Consider the following 23,002-nt stretch of genomic DNA (forward strand, 5'->3'; position numbering starts at 1 on the left):
GTAAAATAGACATGGACATGAATACTCCTTTGTAATTGGTTTCGACGCCTTAATTATAATGATATGAGTAAGCTCATGTCTATTTTTATACAATAAAATCCCGGTATGCCGGGGTTATTTTGTTATATTCATCTTTCAACCTTTAGTTTAAAAAAAATAAGCTACTAAATCGCCAATTTTTCGGAACAGCGAGAGTGTAATTTATTTTTAATTTAGTAGAATTTTTATACGATCCTGTGAAATAAATATCAATCCAATCATTTTTTAAACTATAATAGATTATAAATATTCCAATGAGGAGGTTTATTATGAAATTAGGTTTTATTGGGGCAGGGAAGATGGCATCAGCTATTGTGACTGGTATTCTGTCTAATCAGGTAGTTTCTGCTGATGATGTCTTTATTTCAGATCTCCATCAGGAAAAACTCGAACAATTGCACGCTGATTTAGGATTAAATGTGGCTAAATCTAACGAGGATCTGATCAAGCAGAGCGACTTGATCGTGGTAGCCGTTGGGCCTAGTGCTGCTGTGCAAGTTTTGTCAGATAATAAGGATTTGATCAACTTAAAGAAAACTGTCGTTTCGATTGCGGCAGGATTAGAAGTTTCAAAAATTGAAGCTAAGTTGAACGCTAATACGCCGGTGATTCGCTTGATGCCTAATATTAATGTGATCGTCAAAGAAGCAGGAATCGCATTGACAGCAAACGAGTACGTTTCTGGTGAGGCTCTTAACGAAGTTAAGACTTTATTTAACAGTGTCGGAACGGTCTATGAATTGCCTGAATCGCAATTTGATATTTTTACAGCTATTTCAGGAAGCTCTCCAGCTTATGCATACTTATTCGTTGACAGTATCGCCCGTGCTGCTGTCAAAAATGGCATGAACAAAGATCTTGCCAATGATATTGCTAGTCAGGCTGTCTTAGGTAGTGCTAAGATGATCCGCGATACCAAAGAAGAACCTTGGACTTTGATCAATAACGTTAGTTCACCTGGTGGGACAACTGTTGCTGGATTAGTAAACCTTGAAGATAACGGTTTTATCTCAACCGTAATCAAAGGGATCGATGCAACGATCAAGAAATCTAATGATTTGAAAAAATAAACTGGTGTTAAAATTTTGACATCAAAAAAGACGAATTTCAGTTGCGCGCACGCATGCGTTTTTGCTGAAATTCGTCTTTTTAATACCCAAGTCTTTCTGATAAAAAGTCGAACCAGGCACTGTGTTGCATGTCCTTCCAATTATCAAAGTTAGTATTGTCTTGTATGTGCTTATCAAGTTGTTCGCTGGGAATTTTAGCGAAGTCCTCATTTGTTTGAACACTTAACGGTTTGAGAAATTCTTCGATGCTGGTGCAATTCGTATGAATTTTCATGAAAGTTTCTGGAAATAGATCGGTGAAAGCTATTTCTGTAGTATCTGACATTTTGGCAGCGTTACTGTTGATCAACGATAATTGGTTGGTCAATTTTGGATCGTGTTTTGGCATGGTAGTCCCTCCGTTGTCATTTGTACATGATGTTGAATTATACCTGGTTGATGAAAAAAATACTATTATTTTGCAATAATTTTTTAATGAAATGGTTATCTGGTTTTTTCAGCTGATATGATGACAATGTAATTGCTTTCATTAGTAAATATGTTTACAATATATTTGTTAAGAGATATTACGTTGAAGGAGTGAAACACATGTTTAAAATTAAAACCAAATTAGGTTCATTTATTGGTACTCTCGGTGGGGATGTGCTTGGTGAAGCATTCATTCTTTATGATAAGTTTACAGCAAAGAAATAGTTGTTAGATCAGCTAGGTATCCGTTTGGATGCCTAGTTTTTTTTATTGATGTGAGAGAGTTGCGCGGACAGTGGCGTTTTTTGTTTGATGTGTTTGGTGATTTTTGGTGGTTGTTGGGTTTGTGGTGGTATTTTTGGTGGGAGGTTCACTGCCGACTCCGGGTCCCGGGATACACACACTGGAACGCTGCCGACACGTTTGAGGTGTGTATCCCGGGCCCCTCCGTCTAGGTTGGGCATCAAACTCTTTTTTTAGTTGGGGAATAGGTGCTTCCTGGTTTTATGCGCAAGATTTGGTTTGTTTGCGTTCCTGGCTTTATTACAGTGCGCGGGACTTCGCTCCGCTTATTTTTCATCCTGACGGTGGTTGCTGCCGCGGCTGGTTCTTTGAGATCCGTTTTCTTCTCTCGGGCTGTCGCTTTGCTCCCGCCTTTTTCTGTCATTTTTTGTTTTACTGGAGGATTATTTTTAGGTCCTTTTAATTCATTTCTCATGCAATCCTTTTTGATCGATAATTTTTATTTTTTGAGAATTTGCTAAATAAATATGACAAAACATTAAATAATAATTATACTAATATTAAAAATGATTAGAGGAGGAACACGATTTGGATTATTTAGGGAAAGAGAACTCGGTGTTGCAAGGTCGTAGTTTTTTGAAGGAGAAAGATTTTACTCCTGCTGAATTTGAATATTTTATTGATTTTGGTTTGCATCTTAAGGCTTTGAAGAAACAAAATATTCCCCACCATTATTTGGAAGGTAAGAATATTGCACTTCTTTTTGAGAAGACTTCGACTCGTACTCGATCGGCTTTCACTACTGCTGCTATTGATCTTGGTGCCCATCCTGAATTTTTGGGTAAAGATGATATTCAGTTGAATAAGAAAGAGAGTGTTGAAGATACTGCTAAGGTTTTGGGTAGTATGTTTGATGGGATCGAATTTCGTGGTTTCAAGCAACAAACAGTTGAGGATCTTGCCAAATATTCTGGTGTTCCAGTTTGGAATGGTTTGACTGATGAATGGCATCCTACACAAATGATTGCCGATTTTATGACTGTTAAAGAAACATTCGGCAAGTTAAAGGGAATTACTTTGACATTCGTTGGTGACGGTCGTAATAACATGGCTAATAGCTTCCTCGTCGCTGGGGCAATGTTAGGTGTTAATATTCATATTGTTGCGCCTAATTCATTACATCCTGAAAAAGCTATCGTTGATTTAGCTCAAAGCTATGCCGATAAATCGGGTAGCGAGTTGTTGATCACAGATGACATCGATAAAGGTGTTAAGGGTTCAAACGTTATTTATACGGATGTTTGGGTCTCAATGGGTGAAGAAGACCAATGGGAAGAAAGAATCAAATTATTGAAACCTTATCAAGTAAACATGGACATGTTGAAGAAAGCTCAAATGCCGGAAGGTGAGTTGATCTTCATGCATTGTTTACCTGCATTCCATGATGTTACAACTGACTATGCTAAAGATATCAAGGCTAAATATGGCTTGACTGAGATGGAAGTTACCGATGAAGTATTCAGAAGTAAATACGCTCGTCAATTTGAAGAAGCCGAGAATAGACAACATTCGATCAAAGCAATTATGGCGGCTACATTAGGTAATTTATTCATGCCAAAAGCATAATTGCCAAAAAGCTTGAGAACAAGCCTCGTGTGTGCTAATATTTTAATGCATAAAAAGGATTAATTAATCAAATAATTCCAAGCGAGATCAGATTTGGTGAGAGCTGATCAATTCTAGATTAAGTCGCACCTTTTTTAAAATTAGAATATTTTATTAATGAGTGGATCTTAATCAATTAGAGTGGTACCGCGGGAAAATCTCGTCTCTTTCAATATAAAATGTATTGGAAGAGACTTTTTTATTTTGGAGGAAAATATGGATTCAAAAACACTAGTAGTTAATGCATTAACTAAAGTTGTTCCTGAAAAAATAACCAGTGAACAATTAACAAACTTGATCGAAAAGCCTAAGACTTCTGAATTAGGTGATTACGCCTTTCCAACTTTTATCTTGGCCAAATCATTGCACAAAGCACCAAATATGATTGCTGAAGACTTAGTTTCACAAATTGACCCCGAAGGCTTCGAAAAAGTTGTCAACACTGGTGCATACGTCAACTTCTTCTTAGACAAAGCTAGTTTTGCTAATGATATTTTGCATACTATTTTGTCAGAACAAGACAAATATGGTGATCAAGACGAGGGTAAGAACGGTAACGTTCCGATCGATATGTCATCGCCTAACATTGCTAAACCTATGTCAATGGGTCACTTGCGTTCAACTGTGATCGGTAATTCGATTGCTAAGATCATTACGAAATTGGGCTATCAACCAGTTAAGATCAATCACTTGGGTGATTGGGGTACACAATTTGGTAAGTTGATCGTTGGTTACAAGACTTGGGGTTCAAAAGAAGATGTTGAAAAAGATCCTATAAACAACTTACTTAAGTATTACGTTCGTTTCCATTCTGAAGCAGAAACAAAGCCAGAATTAGACGATGAAGCTCGTGCTTGGTTCAAACGCATGGAAGACGGCGATGAAGAAGCACTTTCACTTTGGAAGTGGTTTAGAGAATTGTCATTGGCTGAATTCCAAAAAGTATACGATCGTTTAGGCGTTACTTTTGACTCATACAACGGTGAAGCTTTTTATAATGACAAGATGGACGATGTTATTAAAACTATCCAAGATAAAGGCCTCTTACAAGAAAGTCGCGGTGCTGAAATCGTTGACCTTTCAGATTTAGACCTTTCACCAGCTTTGATCAGAAAGACTGATGGTGCAACACTTTACATCACTCGTGATTTAGCTGCTGCTATTTATCGTAAGAATACTTACAACTTCGTTAAATCACTTTACGTAGTTGGTAGTGAACAATCAGAACACTTTAAGAAACTAAAGGCCGTTCTTAAGATGATGGGCTACGACTGGGCTGACGATATTCACCATATCGAATTTGGTTTGATCACAGCCAATGGTAAGAAACTGTCAACTCGTAAAGGTAACGTTATCTTACTTCAAAACGTCCTTAACGATGCTGTGGACTTGGCTAAGAAACAAATCGAAGAAAAGAACCCTAACTTGAAAGACAAGGACGAAGTTGCTGAATCAGTTGGTGTCGGCGCCGTTGTCTTCCACGATTTGAAGAATGAAAGACGTGACAATTTCGACTTCAATCTTGAAGAAGTCGTTCGTTTTGAAGGTGAAACAGGTCCTTACGTTCAATACACAAATGCTCGTGCTTTAAGTATTTTAAGAAAATCAGGCCAGACTGACTTCGTTGATGCACAAGACCTTGCTTTAGATGATAGTGAAGCTTGGGATACAATCAAGTTGTTACAAGAGTTCCCAGAAATCGTTAGTCGTGCTGGTGCAAAATTTGAACCTTCAGTTATTGCAAAATACTCATTAAAGCTTGCCAAGAGTTTCAATCAATATTATGCTCATAGTAAGATTTTGACAGAGGACTCGGGATTAAATGCACGTTTGGCATTAGTTAAATCAGTGTCGATTGTCTTGCAAATGTCTCTAGCCTTATTAGGTGTTAAGGCACCAGAGGAAATGTAGTAGGTGTAAAAATTTGGATTGGAAACTTTTTAGGGGATTTTCTGATGTAAAATCAACCTTGCTTGATTTATGCTTGATGATTTTAGTGATCAGCTATGCATTCACAAAATTTATGACGTTTGATTTTGTTAACGGTATTTTAGGATTGTTGGCCGTAGTGATTTTTCATATGATTTTGAACTTCCACAACAATTACAATGTTTATCGTTCATCAAAACCAAGTATTGTTCATAAACAGATCAATGCTTTAGGCGTCAATCGCGAAGCTTTATTGCATGCCAGACGGATGGTTTACATCCTGGCGTTTATACCGTTGGTGATAACGGCATATTTAGTTTATAGTACCGGTTGGTTCACGTTGATCGTGGCGATTTTAGGAATCGTGTTAGGATTGATCTATACTTCTGGTCCTAAGCCACTCAATCAAACAGTTGCTGGTGAAGTATTAATGGCTATCGCAACCACTGTCATCGTGCCTGTAGCATTTATTTACTTAGGATTAGCTAGTTCGGGGAAGTTAGATTCCAGTTCGATCATCGATGTGATCGTCATCTGCTTGCCTAATACTTTTGCAGTCTTTTCGGTAATCATTGCTAGCAATGTGACGCAATTGGAAGAAGGGTCTGAGTTGTCAGATTCATTAGTAGAACGGATCGGTAAGCATAATTCGTTGAGCTTGTTTAAAGCCAGCTGGGCTTGTGCTTTCTTGCTTGTGCCGATTATGGCAATTATGCAAGTTGTCCCGTATGTTACTTTGATTTTGGTTTTGTTCTATCCTGGGCTTTGGGACAAGTTCAGACCATTTTTGAAGGCACCAACATCGCAAAACCTCGATACTGTTTTTAAGGCTACTACTCGGTTGTCGGTTTATTATGTTGGTTTGTTGATGGTTGGTGCTTTGATTAGCATTGTTTTGAAGTTGATATAGTTTTAGTTAAGGAAGATATCGAAAGCTTTTGCTTTTGGTGTCTTTTTTGTTTGGTGTTGGATTGTGGTGGTAGTTTGTTTGTGCGCTGATTGCCGACTCCGGGGCCCGGGGATACAGCCGCTGGAACGTGGTGGGCACATTTTGAACCAATCGAGCATAAACCGCTCGCTTGTTTCAAAACTGCGCCTTTCACTAAGCTCCTTCGTCGCCAAGTGAAATCTCACCACTGAGGGCTGTATCCCCGGGCCCCTCCGTCTAGATAGTGCACCAATCCCTTTTTTTGGATGGGGACCGATTTTTGTTGTACAAGTTGGCACCCTTTGCTCGTCCTATTTTTTGCGGTCTATCTCAGTTTCTATGATTGTTGGTAAAACCCAAACCCAAACCCAAACTCAAACCCAAGTTCAACGTATCAAAAAAGAGGCAAGACACGTTTTTATCGTGTTTTGCCTCTTTTTGCTATTGCTCATTTTTGATGATTGAAAATTGTTTATTTATCTAAATTTACTTTCTTCAGATCGTTTTCTTCGACGAATTTTTTGATTGCCGGATCTGGGGGTATTTTTGTGGTTTTTTGTTGGTTGGTGAAGGGTTTTTGGTAGGTTAGTTCGTTGGCGTTTAGTAGCATTTGGTTGTTGGTGGCTTTTTCGTCGTATAGGGGATCGTTTATTATTGGGGTTCCTTTGCTGGCTAGGTGGACTCGGATTTGGTGGGTTCTGCCTGTTTGTAATGTTACTTTTAGGAGGGCGAATTTTTTATTTTTGCGTAATATGTAATAGTCGGTTAATGCAGGGAGGCCTTTTTCTGTTATGCAGCGTTTTCTTTTGTCGGTTGGATCTTTGCCGATGGGGGCGTTGATTTGTCCGCTGTTTGGCAGATCTTGGTTTAGTCTTACTACTGCTAAATATGTTCTTTGCAAGGTTTTCTGGGTTAACTGGCGATTGAAGATCGGTACTAAATATGGGGATTTTGCAATTAATACTAGTCCTGAGGTCATCATGTCGATCCGATGGACCATGTATGGTTTATCGGGTGATAAGTATGTTTGGACATCGTTAAATAAGCTGTCATTTTCAGTTGGCAAGTTCGGGTGAGTTTTTATGTTTGCTGGTTTATTGACGATCAAGACTTCATCGTCTTCGTAGGCAACATCGATCGGATTTTTACCTGGTAAATACGTTTGATCAGTGGTTCTTGGTGGAAAGTCGAAGTTTAAAGTTATTTGGTCTTGATCGTGAACTATTGTGTTGAAGGGATGATATTTGCCGTTGATCAAAACTAATTGGTCTTGTCGGAAGTAATGCTGCCATTTTTTTGGTATTAGCCACTTTTTTAGTAATTGGCGGATGGTCAAAACTTCATTGTTTTGCTGATGATAAGTAATATTTCGTTGGTACAAGGTCGTAGACTCCTTAAAGTTTTTTTCTAAATAACGGAATTGAATCGATTGTATGGTAAAATTTGTTTTTACAGAGGTAGAGAATTATGAAAAACAATCGAGGATTTTGGGATTGGCTGAAGCCAAAACTAAAAGTTGCTTGGTCATATATAAAACGATATTGGAAAAGATTTCAGGTCACTCGTTGGCTGATCTTGATTCTTTTAACATTGATTTTAGTCTTGAGTAGTTTTTGGACGTTTAAGGCTAAGACTTCTAACATTGAAAATTTAAAAGCTTCACTGCAAACGAAGACGATGGTCGTCGATAAAGATGGCGATGATGCCGGAGCTTTGTATTCGAGAAAAGGTACTTACGTTAATTTAGATAAGATATCGCCAAATATCCAAAATGCAGTTATTTCCACTGAGGACCGAACGTTTTGGACTAATCCTGGCTTTAGTGTCAAAGGATACGCCAGAGCAGCTGTAAATTATGTTTTACGCCGTGGGATCAGTGGTGGTAGTACACTTACTCAACAACTTGCGAAAAATGCTTTGCTGACTCAGAAACAGACCCTATCTAGAAAAGGTGAGGAACTGTTTTTGTCGATCGAGATAAATAAAGTATATTCGAAAAAGTCGATTTTAGCGATGTATTTAAATAATGCTTATTTTGGAAATGGTGTTTGGGGCGTCCAAGATGCGTCTGAAAAATACTTCGGGAAAAATGCCAGTGAGCTAGATCCTGGAGAGGCTGCTGTTTTAGCAGCCATCTTGAAGAGTCCTAACGCTTACAATCCGATCGACAGTATGTCGAATTCAAAAGCTAGACGGGATCTGGTCTTGAATTTAATGGTTGAAAACAAGAAATTGAGTTCAGATCAGGCTAAGTATTATCAAAACTCGGACATCGAACTAACTGATAACTACTCGGAGTCGAGTTCTTATAAGTATCCTTATTTCTTTGATGCTGTTATCGATGAGGCCGTTAATAAGTATGGTCTGAAAGAAGATGACATCTTAAACAAGGGTTATAAGATTTATACGACTTTGGATCAAAGTATGCAAAGTTCGATGGAGAATTCTTTTGATAATAATTATTTGTTCCCAAGCAATGCTTCTGATGGCAAACAAGTCCAAGGTGCCTCAGTGGCGGTCGATCCGAAAACGGGTGGCGTTTTGGCAGTCGTTGGTGGTCGTAGCGAGCATACGTTTAGAGGCTTTAACCGGGCTACTTCTTCACAAATGAAGCGTCAACCAGGTTCAACGATCAAGCCATTGGCAGTTTATACGCCGGCTTTACAAAACGGCTATAGCTATGACTCTGATTTACCAGACCAGATCACCAGTTTTGGTAAGAACAAGTATACGCCAACTAATGCCGATGGGATTTATCAAGACGAGATCCCAATGTACAAGGCTTTGGCTCAAAGTGAGAACGTTCCAGCCGTAGCCTTATTAGACAAGATCGGTGTTAAAAAGGGTGTCTCCTCAGTTGAAAACTTTGGTATCAAGGTTAATAAGAAGGATCAAAACTTGGCCTTAGCCTTAGGTGGATTATCAACTGGCGTTTCGCCTATTCAGATGGCTAAAGCATACACTGCTTTTGCTAATCAAGGGAAGCTTGCAGATACACACTTTATTACAAAGATCGTTGATGCAACAGGAACAGTCATTGTTGACAACTCTAGCAATTCAACTAAACAGATCATCGACAAGGGCACAGCTAAGGAAATGACTAGTATGATGCTAGGGGTTTATAACTATGGAACGGGTGCTAATGCCAAACCATCAGGTTATAAGATTGCTGGTAAAACTGGTAGTACTGAAGTTCCGAAGTCTTACGGGATGAATGGTACTAAGGACCAGTGGATGATCGGTTACACTCCAGATGTGGTCGTAGCTAGTTGGATCGGATTTGATAACACTGATTCTACGCATTTCATTCAAGGTGCGAACGAAAACGGCATTGCGGCACTGTTTAAGAATGAAATGACTAACATCTTGCCAGCAACAGCAGGAACTTCGTTTAACACGAAAGATGCTGCTGAAATTGCTAATGAAGATGATGATACTGATAGCAATGATAATGGATTTATCAAATCGTTTGAAGATGGTGTAAACGGTGTAAAAGATAAAGCCAGTGAATGGTATAATGAAATCAAGAACTTTTTTGGTCAATAGGAGGATCATATGAATATTTACGATAGCGCCAACAAATTGGAACAAGACTTAAGAGCTTCAACAGAAGTTGCAGACTTGAAGCTCGCCTTCGAAGCTGTTAAAGCTAACGATTTAGCATACAAGCTATTCGACAAGGTGCAAAACGAACAATTTGCTCTTCAACAAAAACAAATGCAAGGTCAAGAGATCACAGATGATGATGTTGAAGAAATGCATAAATTGACTGATCAACTTCAAAACTTCAGCGAAATCACTAACTTGATGGAAAAAGAAAGAAAAGTTGATTCAATGATGCAAGAACTAAACAAGATCATTTCAAAGCCTATCGCAGAAATTTATCAAGGCTAATTATTAAATTAAAGACTGGGCGAATATTTTGCTCAGGCTTTTTTTTTCAGGAGGGATGCAAATGAAGTTCATTCATGCAGCGGATCTACATTTAGATACGCCATTTTTAAGCATTCAAAATTTTTCCAAACAACTTCAAAATGGACTCCGTAAGTCCACGTACAGTGCAGCTACTAAAGTATTTGACACGGCAATCCGTGAACATGTGGACTTTGTTTTGTTAGCTGGCGACACTTATGACAACACTGAGCGGTCATTAAATGCTCAAGAATTTTTAAAAAATCAATTTCAGCGATTAAAAGACAATGATGTTCAAGTTTATTTGATCTATGGAAATCACGACTATTATCGAAATGGCTTCTCAGCCATCAAATTCCCACAAAATGTACATATTTTTGATGACACAGTTTCCACGGAATATTTAACTGCTCATGACGGAACTAAGGTAGGTATTAGTGGCTTTAGTTATTATCAACAACATATTCAAGAAGATCGGATCGACGATTTCCCACAACGCGAAAACGTTGACTATCAAATTGGTTTGCTTCATGGCGCTCAAGAAGCGAAAGGAGACTACGCTCCATTTTCACTTGATGAGTTGATCAGTAAAGGATATGACTATTGGGCTTTAGGTCACATCCATAAACGAGAGATCCTACAAAGGTCTCCTTACGTGGTTTATCCAGGTGATACCCAAGGACGTAATTTAAACGAAACCGATCCAAAAGGTTTTTACGTTGTTTCTGTAGTTAACCATGAAACTCAAATGAAGTTTGTTGAGAGTTCAACTTATGTTTGGCAAAAAGCAGATATTTTTGCTACTCCTGAAGACACTTTAGATTCACTGAGTCAAAAAATTTCAGCTAATTTGGATGTGGAAAAGCCAACCTTATTCACAATTTATTTGAACAATGCGCAACGATTGCACGAAGAAATATTGCGGTCGATCGAACGGGGCGACTTATTAAGATATGTCCAACAAGATGGTCCAGGAGCAGTTTATCGGATCGAACTCATCTATAGTCAAGAAAAGCAATTGGACAATATTGATCAAAAATATTGGGATCAAACGGTCGATTCTGTTTTTGATCTCGACGATATTAAGGATTTAGATTCGAAACTATACAGTTTAGATATTATTCGTGATCACATTGAAGAACCAGATTTCTTAGCCAACATCAAAGAGCAAACTCAAAGCATAATCAATAAGAAATTTATCGGAGAGAAAAATTGAAATTAATCAGAGTTAAAATATACGGCTTTGGGAAATGGGTCGATCAAGAATTTCTCGTAGACCGTGATTATCAAATTATCGTCGGCAATAATGAAGCCGGAAAGACAACTTTTTTAACCTTTATTAAGAGCATCTTGTTTGGTTTTGCTTCTGGACGTGGGTCAAAGAAATTTGAGCAATATCGACCTAAGCAGGCTTCGAGTTACGGTGGAGAATTGGAATTTGTCGATCAAGATGACAATCACTGGATCGTTCGTCGGATCGACGGTAAGGGTGATGGGGATGTCACGCTTTTTCGAAATGATCAAGAAGTCCCCGAAGCTCTCCTGTCAAACATCACGGGTGATTTCACCAAGGATGATTATGAGCAGACCCACGTTTTTAACGATGAAACTATCCGCACGCTTTATGATCTAAATGAAGAAAAACTGGAAACTGAGATCATGTCTTTAGGTGCTGCTGGTAGTAAGCGGTGGCTGGAGACGGCAGACGACTTGCAAAAAGACAGTGGGGATATTTACAAATCTCGTGGAATGAAGCAACCACTAGTTCAAAACATTAAAAAATACCAACAATTGCAACAAGAAAAAGCAAGTTTCAAAAATCAACAGCAACAATATATTGAACTTAACGAAGAATTGCAGTCGGTCGATCGGCAATTGTCAACAGCGCAACAAACCGGTGATGCATTAACCAAACAGCAGCAAGAGCAAAAACGTCTAGTTGAAAAAATACCGAAGTATCAAGAACTAATGCAATTGCGTTCCCAAAATTTAACCAATGAGACATTGATCAGTAATGATGATTGGGACAGCTTTCTTCAACTGGATCAACAGATCAAGACTTTGCAGACGTCCAATCAGCAACAAGCTGCTAATCAAGTGAGTGCTGATGAACAATCATTGGTCGATAATTATTATTCGAATCAGGCAGATATCGATTTTATTTCTCAGCGACAAAATGACATTCAAAGTAACTTGTTTGCGATTGATCACCTCAACGATAGCTTGCGCAAGTCGGATTTCAAGACGGACAAGTTACACCAAGAAAATCCAGACTTGACCGATCAAATGACTCAAATGAATGATTCAGAAGTCAAACAATTACAAACTCAACTGCCCAAGAGCAAGCGAGCATATTATGTTGGAATTATCATAATTTTATTATTGTTGCTTTTTGTAGTGCCATCATCAGTTATGAAAGTTATTCCAATTTTGGGCATTCTAGTATTAGGATTTGGATATTTTGATATTAAGAAAACTAATGAGCAAATAAAAAATATTCAACAGACTAATCTGGAGATATTAGAAAAACACCAGCTGCAATCATTGTCGATCGAACGCGCAATTTCGATTCAACCGATGATCAACGAATTGGCAGAAAATAAGCAAGAACAGCATGATTTGGAGCTACAGATCAGCCAGAAGTCCAGTGAGTTGAAGAAGTGGATCGATCTAGGGAAAAAAGTGGGAGTATTGAGTCAAAACGTCACGCCCAAAGACTTGATCATTGAAATGACTAATTATTACTCCAAACTTAACAAGATTCAAACTAAGCAGGAGCTCATTCAGCAGGATAACTTACGACGTTCACAAGTGATGAAGTCATCTGAGCAGAACTTGCAGCAACTAGATCAACAAATGAAAGCATTATTAGCAAAATATCGCGTATCTAATATTGAAAACTTAACGCAACTGCATGAGCAGCAACAAGCCAACATTAATGCCATCAATCAATTGAAAGCAGATCAAGAATTTATTGGAACTGATATCGGCCTATTGGAGCAAGTTACTGACTTTGATCAATTCCAAACCGATTTACAAAAACTCACTGAGCAAATCAAAGAAAACTCTCAGCAAGTAAACGAATTGTTGACGAGAAAAGGCTATTTGGAAAGTCAGTTGAAACAAGTTTTTGTGGACGATGCGTACCAAAAAGTTGAAAATGATCTACTTCAAACTAAAGCTGATATTATCGAGCAATACGATCAATGGTTGGCGAACAAGTTAGCCAGCGATTGGATCAGAAAGATGCTCGATCAAGCGAGTGAAAACCGCTATCCAAAGATGTTAGCCAATGCAAAAAAATACTTCCTAACATTGACTAATGGTAATTATATTGATATTAATATGGATAAAACTAATTCATTAATATTAGTCCGAGCAGACAAAGTTAAATTTGACGTCCATGAGATTTCCAAGGCTACTAGGATCCAATTGTATTTAGCCTTAAGATTGTCATTTGTGGTCGAAATAAATTCAATCGTCGACTTGCCAATATTGATCGATGATGCTTTTGTAGATTTTGATGAAACACGTTTAAAGAACATTTACCAACTGATCGAAGACATTTCCAAAGACAATCAAATTTTATTCGTAACAACGAAAGTCGATGAAAATATGTCGATGCAACACGTTTTAAGTTTGGAGGGGAAATAAATGGAAAAAAGAATTACCGATTACCAAAATGGGGAACAAATGAGTTTACAAGCTGTCATTAAAATGTCAGACTATCGCTTAGCCAAAAATGGCAAACACTTTTTATCATTAGTATTTGAAGACAAATCAGGCCAGATTCCAGGAAAATATTGGGATGCCAGTGAACAAGATGCCCAAGACTTCAAAGTAGGTGCCATCGTTCAACTAGACGGAAAAAGAGACCTCTACCAAGGAAAACCACAAGTAACCATCAGCAGACTAGGGGTCATCGATCCAAACACAGTCGACATGTCAAAATTCGTCCAAACAGCACCAGAGAAAAAAGTCGACATGGAAAATGACTTCGAAGACGTCTTCCTACACATCACCAACGGTGCATGGAACAGAATAGTAAGATATTTATTCAAAAAATATCACGACAAATTCTTCACCAGCCCAGCAGCAAAATCAAATCACCACGACTTTCAAGGTGGCTTAGCATATCACACACTAAGCATGGTAAGAATGGCAGAACACATCTGCGAACAATACCCACAAGTAAACAGAGCACTACTACTAGCCGGAACATGCCTACACGACTTAGGAAAAGTAATAGAACTAAACGGCACCTTAGGAATCGAATACACCTTTGAAGGCAACATGATCGGCCACATCACCATAGTAGACGAGGAGATCGTCAAAGCAGCAAAAGAACTAAACATCTCCCTAGAATCAGAAGACATGATCCTATTAAGACACATGGTACTATCACATCACGGCCTACTAGAATACGGCTCCCCAGAACGTCCAAAATTGCTCGAAGCCGAAATATTACACAACCTGGACATCTTAGATGCATCCATCAACATGATCTCTAAGGCCCTAGATAAAACAGACCCAGGCCAATTCTCAGAAAGAATCTTCGGCCTAGACAACAGAACCTTCTACAGACACAGTTAAAAAAAGACCAATAAGACCCAAATAATTAAATAAAATAGAAAAAAAGTCAGTCGCAGAACAAGCGACTGACTTTTTTGATGCTTTAAAAGGTTTTGATGCTTTAAGGTTTTGACCCTAAAGGCACTAAGAACTTGCCCTTCAACGGATACAGCAGTAAACACAAAATAACGTAAAGAGCAAAAATCTATTTAAAACAGTATAAGCAAATAAAAATAGACACCGTACCCCAACCAAAAAAATTTGATGACCAAAATAGGCGGAAGGGCGGGGCGCTATATGGGTTCAGCTGTGAAATTATTCTTAGCGATTTATCGCTTAGAATAAGACTCGTATTTGAAATGCCCGAGCGAACCTCTCGGGTAGTTCAAATCGAGTCCACAGCGTTCCAATCCCATATAGCGCCCCGCCCTGGAGCCGGCAGTGAACCACCAACAAGCCTACAACCACCATATAAATCCAAAATCAAAAATCAAAGCCCAAAATCAAAACCAAAAACAAATCAAAAAAAAATCCCCATAAACCGGGGATTTTTTTTATCTATTATTTATTTAAGAACTACTTAGAACTCTTTGAGCTCTTGCTGCTTGTGTTTGAAACATAACCAGCTAGAACATCCTTAAGATCATCATCCTTAATTGAAACATCAGCCTTCTTCAAGACCTTAGAAATAACTGATTGCATAACAGTTGAATCTTGCATCCATTCAGCGTAAATCTTCGACTTAAGTTCAGCCTTGTGGTCAGCCATCTTACCCTTAGCAGGTTTCTTGTCTAACTTGATAACGCTGTAACCATATTGTGTCTTAACAGGTTCTGATGAGTAGTCGCCAACTTTGTCAAGCTTGAAAGCAGCTGACTTCAATGATGTATCAACACTTGAACTGTCGCTATCGAATGGTGACATCTTTCCACCTTTGTTCTTTGTAGCTGAGTCAGTTGAGTATTGTTTTGCAAGTTTGCTGAAGTCGCCACCGTTGTCTAACTTAGTGATTACTTCTTCAGCTGTTGCTTTCTTAGCAACTAAGATTTGAGAAACAGTGATCTTAGGTGTGTAAGATTTCCATTCTTTCTTAAGTTGCTTGTCTGTAACTTTCTTGTTGTCTTTTAGGGCAACCTTTGTAAGTAAGTTAGTACGAATGTTCTTCTTGAATTGAGCAGTTGTCATACCGTTTTGTTGAAGAATTGAACTAAATGAAGAACCGTATTGGCTCTTGTATTTGTTGTATTCTTTGTTTACTTTCTTATCTGAAACTTTCTTACCATATTGATTTTCAAGAGCTTTAGTAATAATCATGGTTTGAAGTTGTTGTTTACCAGCAGAGGACTTTTTAAGTTCCTTGTAGTAATCGTTTTGGGTGATACGTCCACCCTTCATAGTAGCAACAGTCTTGTTACCAGAGCATCCAGCAACAACTGTTACTAATAAAAGACCTGCGATAGCTAATAGCCATCTAGTCAATCGTTTGTTCATTGTTTTACACATCCTTATTTAATATGTCTACAATTGAAGAGAATACCATAAAAAAGCCTTCAATTATTAATTATTAACAAAAAAAGCACAAAAAATTCATAATTTACTTGCCCAAATTATGCAATTTTTCGATGTTTCCCTTCAATTCTGTCACAGATTCTTTAAGATCGGCGACATCTGGTTCAATATCATGAGTGTAATTTACGACGTCATCTTTAATACTAGTAACAGTCTTAGCAGCGTCTTTAGACTGGTCTTTAAGGGTGATTAAATCATCTTTTAAATCTTTTATATTCTTGATTATGTTGTTATTATAATGTTTGGGTGTTGCATAAGTTGACTGATAGTATTCAGCAGCTACGCCAGACATTCCGCCCAAAACTAATCCGAAAAGAAAGCTCATATTATCCCTCCAAGTTTTTCTTGATGTTGTCAGCACGTTGTTGCAATTCTTCGTTTGAAGCCTTGCCAGTGTTATCTCCCCAAGTCATTGAGAAGTCATCATCAGAAGAGTAGCGAGGTACTAGGTGAACGTGAGAATGCATGACACTTTGGTATGCGATCTCGCCGTTGTTTTGGCAAATATTCATTCCAATGATATCCTTATTGGATGCTTTGATAGCGCGGGCTAACATAGGTACTTTTTTGAATACCTTTTCAGCGAGTTCTTCGTCATATTCGAAGATATTTTTAACGTGTTTCTTTGGAACTACTAATGTATGGCCGGGCGTAACTTGTGAAATATCAAAGAAAGCCTTGATATCATCATCTTCATAGATGGTCACATTAGGAATCTCGTTTCTAATAATTTTGCAAAAAATACAATCGTCCATTTTTGTTTCCCCTTTCAATATCAGCATCAAAGTTATCTAAATGTTATCATAATTAAGCATCATTAAAAACAGTATAGGTGGTTTATCCATGACACTAGAAATAAAAGATTTAACTGGAGGCTACGGTCAAGTAGCTGTTTTAAAAAAAGAATCATTCAAAGTAGAAGACGGCCAAGTCGTTGGTCTGATCGGACTTAACGGTGCAGGGAAGTCGACTACTATTAAACATATCATCGGTTTATTGACACCTAGAGGTGGTCAAATTTTGATCGATGGCATGAGTTTGAACCAAGATGTCGAAAATTATCGTAAGAAGATCGCCTATGTTCCAGAAATGCCGATCTTATATCCTGAATTAACTCTAAAAGAACACATCGATCTTACGATCATGGCTTATGATCTGGATCACGATAAAACTTGGGAAAATGCCACACGTTTGTTGAAGACTTTCCGTTTAGACAACAAACTAGACTGGTTCCCGCAAAACTTTTCAAAAGGTATGAAGCAAAAAGTAATGATCGTTTGTGCGTTCATGACGGATGCTCGACTTTTTATTATCGATGAACCTTTTACTGGGTTGGATCCACTTGCTGTAAATGACCTCTTGAATTTAGTGGAAGAGAAGAAGCAAGCTGGTTGTTCAGTTTTGATGTCGACTCATATTTTAGCAACCGTGCAAGATCACGCTGACAAATTTATCTTACTCAATCACGGACAAGTCCGGGCTGATGGCACATTGGATGAACTAAAGGCTAAGTTCAATATGCAAGACGCTAACTTAGACGACATTTACATCAAAATGTCACACGAGGACCTCTAATGTCAGAACTTTGGAAAGAACGCCTAAAAAGACATCAACTCAATCAGTTCAAGTATTTGCGCCTAATTTTTAACGATACCTTCGTCTTAGCCTTCATCGTTTTATTGGGTGCTTTAGGATTTTGGTATTCAAACTTGTTGGATACGATCCATTCACAATTATGGTTCGGAAAACTGCTAGTAGTCGCCATTTTATTTTTGACGGCACAAGCTGGTAAGTTAGCTACTATGATGGAAGATCCGGACAGTACTTTCTTGCTAGTTCGGGAGAAACAATTTTTCAAGTATTTCAAGGCTGCTGAAAATTACAGTCGATTTTTACCAATTGTTTTAATTGCAGTGATCACCTTTTTACTATCACCATTTGCCGTCCAAGGCGCGGGGATGAATGTTTGGGACGTCGTCTTTTTAGGGATATCAACGATCCTCATCAAGATGATCTTGCTCGATGTCCAATTAGTTGGTCTTTATGGTAAAAATCAACTGTTTGGCGTAAACTTGCCACTTTTGATGAATTTGGTCTATTTGATTTTGGTCTTAGCAGCTAGTTACACATTCACTTGGCTTGCTCCAATTTTATTGCTAGTACTGTGGGTCTGGTTTAATTCCAAAGTCAAAGGCTTTGCTGATGCGGGACATCTACAATGGCAAAAAGCTATCACCGATGAAAATCAACGTATGTTCCGTGTTAAGAGATTTTACAACTTATTCACTGACGTTCCCGGTATTTCAAGCAAGATCAAACGTCGTAAATGGCTTGATTTTGCAGTCAACGGGATCAAGTTGAAACACGACAATACATACTTGTATTTGTTTGCCCGTGGAGTAATTAGAAATAACGAATATATCGGTCTAGTATTAAGATTGACTATTTTACAAGTGATTTTATTGTGCTTGATCGATAATTTTTACATTTCATTAATAGTAGAAATGCTATTCATTTATTTAGTAGGATTCCAACTCAAGCCTTACTTTAAAGAAGTTATGCAAAACTTGATGCAAAGATTGTATCCAGTTGCTGCTAAGAGCAAAATTGCCGCCTTTACGAAGATCAGTAATACTATGTTGTTGATCCAATGGTTCGTCAGCATTTTTGCAGTACTGTACAAATTTGGCCTTTCAGCCAACAGTGGCATCATCATCGTTGCCGGATTAGTAGTCATCGGCTTTTTGAATTATTTATACATGCCACATCAATTAAGAAAATTTTTAGATAACGGAGAGTATTAATGAGATTAAGAAATAAGCCTTGGGCTAAAGATATGATCAACGAAAACTTGGATCTGATCTCGGTCCATCCTGATAGTATGCAAGGGAAATGGCAAAGCAAGTTTCCCAAAGAACAACCTTTATTTCTCGAGGTTGGATCGGGAAAGGGGAGATTCATCACTGAACTAGCTAAGCAAAATCCCCAAAATAACTACATTGCCATGGAAGTCCAAGAAGGTGCCATTGCCTTACTCCTCAAAAAGCAAGTTGAAAATCGTTTGCCAAACTTACAATTACTACTCGATAACGGTTCGAAATTGACAGAATTATTCGGTGAAAACGAAGTTGACGGCCTTTATTTGAATTTTTCTGATCCTTGGCCAAAAACTAGACACGAAAAAAGAAGGCTTACTTATAAAGCCTTCTTGAGTCAGTACCAAGCTATTTTAAAAGAAGATGGATACATTCGTTTCAAGACTGACAACCAAGGACTATTTGAGTACTCGTTGGTCAGCATGAACAATTTTGGAATGAAGTTTGATGAATTGTCACTCGATCTTCACAATGATGAGAAGTTCAATGAAGACAACATTCAGACAGAATATGAAGAAAAGTTCTCAAAAAAAGGCTTCAGGATCAATTACCTGAAAGCCCATTTTGAAAGTTAATTTTATTGAACTTTTTTGATATTAAGTAGTTCGCCTGAAACTGCATCAGCAATGAAGTGATATTGTGAGACATCGAAGTCGTCCATGGTAGTTACACCACCAACAATACCCCATGATGATTGACCATTAACATCAACTCGTTGATAAAATGGTTCAACCCATGAGCCGATGACTTTGCTATCTTCTCCAAGTACAGATTTAACTTTATCGATAATCTTTTCGCTATCAAAATGATGTTTAACGAGAACAGTTGCAGCTGCACCGGCAACTAAAACGGTTCCAGCAAAAATTACTGAACCAATACCTTTTTTACTCATATTTAAATCACTCCTTGATGTTTTATATGTTTATATTAACACTCTTATAGTCGATCCGGCTATACTGGAGCTGTTTAATTGACCGTTTTGATTGAAAAAAGTATATTCAACTTATGAGGTGAATAATATTATGAAAAATTTTGAAGATTTTGGTACAAACGACTTAAAGGAAGTTACAAAAGAAGGCAAATTTATTTTATTCTGGCACGCCGACTGGTGCCCAGATTGTAAATTTATTGAACCAAAGATGCCTGAACTCGAAGCAGAATATCCTGATTTCCAATGGATCAGTATGAATCGTGATAACAACATGGAAATTGCTCGTGATTTGGATATTATGGGAATTCCTAGCTTTGTTATTATTGAAAATGGTCAAGAAATTGGTAGACTAGTTAATAAAGACCGTAAGACAAAAGAAGAAGTTGAGAATTTTGTTGACTCGGTGATCAATAAATAAATTTGAGTGAGGGCATTAACTTGTTACTAAGTTTTTATAATCCAGACGTCTTAGGTGACGTCTTAATAGTTGAGTTGGCAGATGATACCGACGTTAAACAAGCTTCAGAAAAGAAAGATAATGTAGTTCGTATTTTTAATAAAGAAACTAATGAGACCATTGGTTTCAATTTTTTTGGCCTAGCCGAAGAATTAAATTTGACTGAAAATGGTCAAATGCACTTAGATGCGGCCCAAGTAGATATTTTGAATTCAGAGATCTTAGAAGCTGGATTTGAAGATACGTTGGCAGAAGATACTACTCCTAAATTCGTGGTTGGACACGTTGAAGAGATGGTAGCCCATCCTGATTCTGACCACTTGCACATTACCCAAACAGATGTCGGTTTAGATAAACCTGTACAAATCGTTTGTGGTGCGCCTAACATAGATCAAGGACAACTAGTTGTTGTCGCTTTGCCAGGAGCAGTTATGCCAACAGGTATGGAGATCTGGCCAGGTCAACTCCGTGGCGTGGATAGCTACGGAATGATTTGTTCCGCAAAAGAACTAGGTATCCCTAATGCACCTAAAGCAAGAGGTATCTTAGTATTGAATGACGGAAAAGCCGGCGAAGCATTTGATTTTACTGCCGCTGAGAAAATGTTCGAGTAGGAGTAATTATGGAAAATACTGTATATCACTTTGTAGGAATTAAAGGAACAGGAATGAGTGCATTGGCACTTATTTTGAAAGACTTAGGATATGAAGTTCAAGGATCAGATATTGATAAATATACATTTCCGCAACGGGGCCTTGAACAAGCAGGAATCAAGATTTTACCATTTGATGCTGATAATATTCATGAAGGTTTAACGATCATCAAAGGTAATGCTTTTGACGATGATCAAGTAGAGATCAAGAAGGCTAAAGATTTACATTTGCCAGTCAAGACTTATCCACAAATGGTTGGTAAGTTGGTTTCAGAATATACTTCGATCGGTGTTGCCGGTTCACATGGTAAGACTAGTACAACTGGTTTATTAGCTCATACTTTGAGTGGTATTGCTAAAACATCTTATTTGATTGGTGATGGCTCTGGTAAAGGTGAAAAAGATGCTAAATTCTTTGTCTTTGAAGCCGATGAATATCGTCGTCACTTCTTAGATTATTCACCAGATTATTTAGTTATTACTAATATCGACTTCGACCATCCAGATTACTTTTTCGGTGGGATCAATGATGTTGTTGATGCCTTCGAATCAGAATCACGTCGTACTAAAAAAGGTATTTTCATCTGGGGTGAAGACAAACACGCTCGTTCGATCAAAGCAGATGCTCCGATTTATTATTATGGATTGGATGAATCTGATGACATTCGTGCTACTAACATTAAACGTACTGTTAATGGATCTTCGTTCGATGTTTCGATCCACGGTGAAAATATTGGTAATTTCCAAGTTCCATTGTTTGGTGAACACAACGTCTTGAACTCACTAGCTGTTATCGGTGTCGGTCACATGGAACACTTAGACCACGCCTTGATCAATCGTGAGCTTCAATCATTTAGTGGTGTTAAGAGACGTTTTTCAGAGAAACAAGTTGCTGATATGACTATCATTGATGACTATGCTCATCATCCACAAGAAATCAAAGCAACTATCGACGCTGCCAGACAAAAATATCCTGACAAAGAGATCATCGCTGTTTTCCAACCACATACTTATACGAGAACATTGGCCTTGATGGATGATTTTGCTAAATCACTTGATATGGCTGATAAGGTTTATTTGACAAATATTTTTGGTTCTATCCGTGAGAAGCATGGTGATATCACTAGTAAAGATCTAGGCAATAAGATCCACCGCGGTGGGGAAGTATTGACACTTGAAGATATGTCACCACTTTTGGATTATCATAATGCTGTTATGATATTCATGGGCGCTGGGGATGTTCAGAAGTATGAAACTGCTTATGAGCATTTGTTGAGCACATTGAACCCTAATCAACAATAATAATTGAACGAAAGCTGATTGTTTTGGCTTTCGTTTTTTTGTTGGAGCGATGAGGCATAGATGTAAGAGAGCAACGAGGACAGCGGCGTTTTGCTTTGGTGCAGGTGTGCTAGAGGTGAGAGAGCTTTTGGCAGACGAGAAGCGTTTTGCTTGGCTGATGTTTTGATGTTTGTTTGGTGGGATGGAGGTGGTAGTTTGGGGTGGTGGTTCACTGCCGACTCCGGGGCCCGGGGATACAGCCGCTGGAACGTGGTGGGCTGCTACAATTGTTTTAACCGGAAGAATGATAAACAAGAACGAGTCCGGGAGACGATAACAATGAGTAAGAAAAATAAGAAGACCCCTTTCGAAATTAAGAGAAAGGCAGTGGAACGTGTATTCAATGGAGA

Annotated in this window: 23 protein-coding genes; 16 read left to right on the forward strand and 7 right to left on the reverse strand. The window is 38.2% G+C overall.

Translation table 11 applies throughout. The features are described 5' to 3' along the window. The first annotated feature begins 308 nt into the window (after nucleotides 1-308). Nucleotides 309-1,109 (forward strand): pyrroline-5-carboxylate reductase, encoded by an 801-nt coding sequence (gene proC, locus EKM69_RS10525; RefSeq protein WP_125710848.1) that lies wholly within the window; start codon nucleotides 309-311, stop codon nucleotides 1,107-1,109. A gap of 79 nt (nucleotides 1,110-1,188) precedes the next feature. Here proC and EKM69_RS10530 read toward each other — a convergent pair whose 3' ends face one another. After that, the gene (locus tag EKM69_RS10530; protein ID WP_125710850.1) at nucleotides 1,189-1,497 is read right to left on the reverse strand and encodes a hypothetical protein; all 309 of its coding nucleotides are present in this window, start codon (nucleotides 1,495-1,497) and stop codon (nucleotides 1,189-1,191) included. 543 nt (nucleotides 1,498-2,040) lie between these two features. Next, the gene (locus EKM69_RS10535) at nucleotides 2,041-2,295 is read right to left on the reverse strand and encodes a hypothetical protein (protein WP_125710851.1); all 255 of its coding nucleotides are present in this window, start codon (nucleotides 2,293-2,295) and stop codon (nucleotides 2,041-2,043) included. Between the two features lie 113 nt (nucleotides 2,296-2,408). On the opposite strand from EKM69_RS10535, the gene argF reads away from it, so the two are divergent. The 3 genes from argF to EKM69_RS10550 all read left to right on the forward strand — a co-directional run bounded on the left by argF (nucleotide 2,409) and on the right by EKM69_RS10550 (nucleotide 6,324). Next, the gene (gene argF, locus EKM69_RS10540; protein WP_125710853.1) at nucleotides 2,409-3,446 is read left to right on the forward strand and encodes an ornithine carbamoyltransferase; all 1,038 of its coding nucleotides are present in this window, start codon (nucleotides 2,409-2,411) and stop codon (nucleotides 3,444-3,446) included. Nucleotides 3,447-3,701: 255 nt separating this feature from the next. Then, nucleotides 3,702-5,396 carry an arginine--tRNA ligase gene (argS, locus tag EKM69_RS10545; protein WP_125710855.1) on the forward strand — a complete coding sequence of 565 codons (1,695 nt, stop codon included), beginning with the start codon at nucleotides 3,702-3,704 and terminating at the stop codon, nucleotides 5,394-5,396. A gap of 13 nt (nucleotides 5,397-5,409) precedes the next feature. Beyond that, on the forward strand, nucleotides 5,410-6,324 hold the full coding sequence (locus EKM69_RS10550; RefSeq protein WP_125710858.1) for a prenyltransferase: 915 nt from the start codon (nucleotides 5,410-5,412) through the stop codon (nucleotides 6,322-6,324). A gap of 490 nt (nucleotides 6,325-6,814) precedes the next feature. Here EKM69_RS10550 and EKM69_RS10555 read toward each other — a convergent pair whose 3' ends face one another. Next, entirely contained in the window at nucleotides 6,815-7,723 is a 909-nt protein-coding gene (locus EKM69_RS10555) for an RluA family pseudouridine synthase (protein WP_125710859.1), read from the reverse strand. Nucleotides 7,724-7,809: 86 nt separating this feature from the next. Here EKM69_RS10555 and EKM69_RS10560 point away from each other — a divergent pair, with 86 nt between their 5' ends. The 5 genes from EKM69_RS10560 (at nucleotide 7,810) to EKM69_RS10580 (ending at nucleotide 14,847) form a co-directional block, all read left to right on the forward strand. Beyond that, nucleotides 7,810-9,888, forward strand: a complete 2,079-nt coding sequence (locus tag EKM69_RS10560; protein WP_125710861.1) for a PBP1A family penicillin-binding protein — start codon at nucleotides 7,810-7,812, stop codon at nucleotides 9,886-9,888. 9 nt (nucleotides 9,889-9,897) lie between these two features. Continuing rightward, nucleotides 9,898-10,236 carry a YlbF family regulator gene (locus EKM69_RS10565; protein ID WP_125710863.1) on the forward strand — a complete coding sequence of 113 codons (339 nt, stop codon included), beginning with the start codon at nucleotides 9,898-9,900 and terminating at the stop codon, nucleotides 10,234-10,236. Nucleotides 10,237-10,297: 61 nt separating this feature from the next. Beyond that, a complete protein-coding gene (locus EKM69_RS10570) occupies nucleotides 10,298-11,470 on the forward strand; it encodes a metallophosphoesterase family protein (protein WP_125710865.1) in 1,173 nt (390 codons plus the stop codon). Then, nucleotides 11,467-13,908 carry an ATP-binding protein gene (locus EKM69_RS10575; RefSeq protein WP_164505928.1) on the forward strand — a complete coding sequence of 814 codons (2,442 nt, stop codon included), beginning with the start codon at nucleotides 11,467-11,469 and terminating at the stop codon, nucleotides 13,906-13,908. Before EKM69_RS10570 ends, EKM69_RS10575 begins: the two co-directional genes overlap by 4 nt. Next, the gene (locus tag EKM69_RS10580) at nucleotides 13,909-14,847 is read left to right on the forward strand and encodes a 3'-5' exoribonuclease YhaM family protein (RefSeq protein WP_125710870.1); all 939 of its coding nucleotides are present in this window, start codon (nucleotides 13,909-13,911) and stop codon (nucleotides 14,845-14,847) included. Nucleotides 14,848-15,402: 555 nt separating this feature from the next. Here EKM69_RS10580 and EKM69_RS10585 read toward each other — a convergent pair. The 3 genes from EKM69_RS10585 to EKM69_RS10595 all read right to left on the reverse strand — a co-directional run bounded on the left by EKM69_RS10585 (nucleotide 15,403) and on the right by EKM69_RS10595 (nucleotide 17,150). Beyond that, nucleotides 15,403-16,305 carry a peptidylprolyl isomerase gene (locus EKM69_RS10585; protein WP_404825424.1) on the reverse strand — a complete coding sequence of 301 codons (903 nt, stop codon included), beginning with the start codon at nucleotides 16,303-16,305 and terminating at the stop codon, nucleotides 15,403-15,405. Between the two features lie 115 nt (nucleotides 16,306-16,420). Continuing rightward, the gene (locus EKM69_RS10590; RefSeq protein ID WP_125710873.1) at nucleotides 16,421-16,720 is read right to left on the reverse strand and encodes a hypothetical protein; all 300 of its coding nucleotides are present in this window, start codon (nucleotides 16,718-16,720) and stop codon (nucleotides 16,421-16,423) included. A gap of 1 nt (nucleotide 16,721) precedes the next feature. Beyond that, nucleotides 16,722-17,150 carry an HIT family protein gene (locus EKM69_RS10595; protein WP_125710875.1) on the reverse strand — a complete coding sequence of 143 codons (429 nt, stop codon included), beginning with the start codon at nucleotides 17,148-17,150 and terminating at the stop codon, nucleotides 16,722-16,724. A gap of 88 nt (nucleotides 17,151-17,238) precedes the next feature. On the opposite strand from EKM69_RS10595, the gene EKM69_RS10600 reads away from it, so the two are divergent. Genes EKM69_RS10600 through trmB form a run of 3 tightly spaced genes read left to right on the forward strand, consistent with a single transcriptional unit; the run spans nucleotide 17,239 to nucleotide 19,846 of the window. Next, nucleotides 17,239-17,970, forward strand: a complete 732-nt coding sequence (locus tag EKM69_RS10600) for an ABC transporter ATP-binding protein (protein WP_125710877.1) — start codon at nucleotides 17,239-17,241, stop codon at nucleotides 17,968-17,970. Next, nucleotides 17,970-19,199: an ABC transporter permease gene (locus EKM69_RS10605; RefSeq protein ID WP_125710879.1), complete on the forward strand. Its 1,230-nt coding sequence runs from the start codon at nucleotides 17,970-17,972 to the stop codon at nucleotides 19,197-19,199. Before EKM69_RS10600 ends, EKM69_RS10605 begins: the two co-directional genes overlap by 1 nt. After that, the gene (gene trmB, locus EKM69_RS10610) at nucleotides 19,199-19,846 is read left to right on the forward strand and encodes a tRNA (guanosine(46)-N7)-methyltransferase TrmB (RefSeq protein ID WP_125710881.1); all 648 of its coding nucleotides are present in this window, start codon (nucleotides 19,199-19,201) and stop codon (nucleotides 19,844-19,846) included. The genes EKM69_RS10605 and trmB overlap by 1 nt, the downstream gene beginning before the upstream one ends. Nucleotides 19,847-19,848: 2 nt before the next feature. Here trmB and EKM69_RS10615 read toward each other — a convergent pair whose 3' ends face one another. Then, entirely contained in the window at nucleotides 19,849-20,163 is a 315-nt protein-coding gene (locus EKM69_RS10615; RefSeq protein ID WP_125710882.1) for a hypothetical protein, read from the reverse strand. A gap of 130 nt (nucleotides 20,164-20,293) precedes the next feature. On the opposite strand from EKM69_RS10615, the gene EKM69_RS10620 reads away from it, so the two are divergent. The 4 genes from EKM69_RS10620 to EKM69_RS12550 all read left to right on the forward strand — a co-directional run. Further along, the gene (locus tag EKM69_RS10620) at nucleotides 20,294-20,620 is read left to right on the forward strand and encodes a thioredoxin family protein (protein WP_125710884.1); all 327 of its coding nucleotides are present in this window, start codon (nucleotides 20,294-20,296) and stop codon (nucleotides 20,618-20,620) included. Nucleotides 20,621-20,640: 20 nt separating this feature from the next. After that, the gene (gene ytpR / locus EKM69_RS10625) at nucleotides 20,641-21,273 is read left to right on the forward strand and encodes a YtpR family tRNA-binding protein (protein WP_125710886.1); all 633 of its coding nucleotides are present in this window, start codon (nucleotides 20,641-20,643) and stop codon (nucleotides 21,271-21,273) included. 8 nt (nucleotides 21,274-21,281) lie between these two features. Then, nucleotides 21,282-22,613, forward strand: a complete 1,332-nt coding sequence (gene murC / locus EKM69_RS10630) for a UDP-N-acetylmuramate--L-alanine ligase (protein WP_125710888.1) — start codon at nucleotides 21,282-21,284, stop codon at nucleotides 22,611-22,613. Nucleotides 22,614-22,763: 150 nt separating this feature from the next. Beyond that, nucleotides 22,764-23,002 (forward strand): hypothetical protein (locus tag EKM69_RS12550; RefSeq protein WP_225423881.1); only part of this gene is annotated, 239 nt, incomplete at its 3' end.

Source organism: Companilactobacillus zhongbaensis (assembly GCF_003946515.1).
GTDB classification, from domain to species: domain Bacteria; phylum Bacillota; class Bacilli; order Lactobacillales; family Lactobacillaceae; genus Companilactobacillus; species Companilactobacillus zhongbaensis.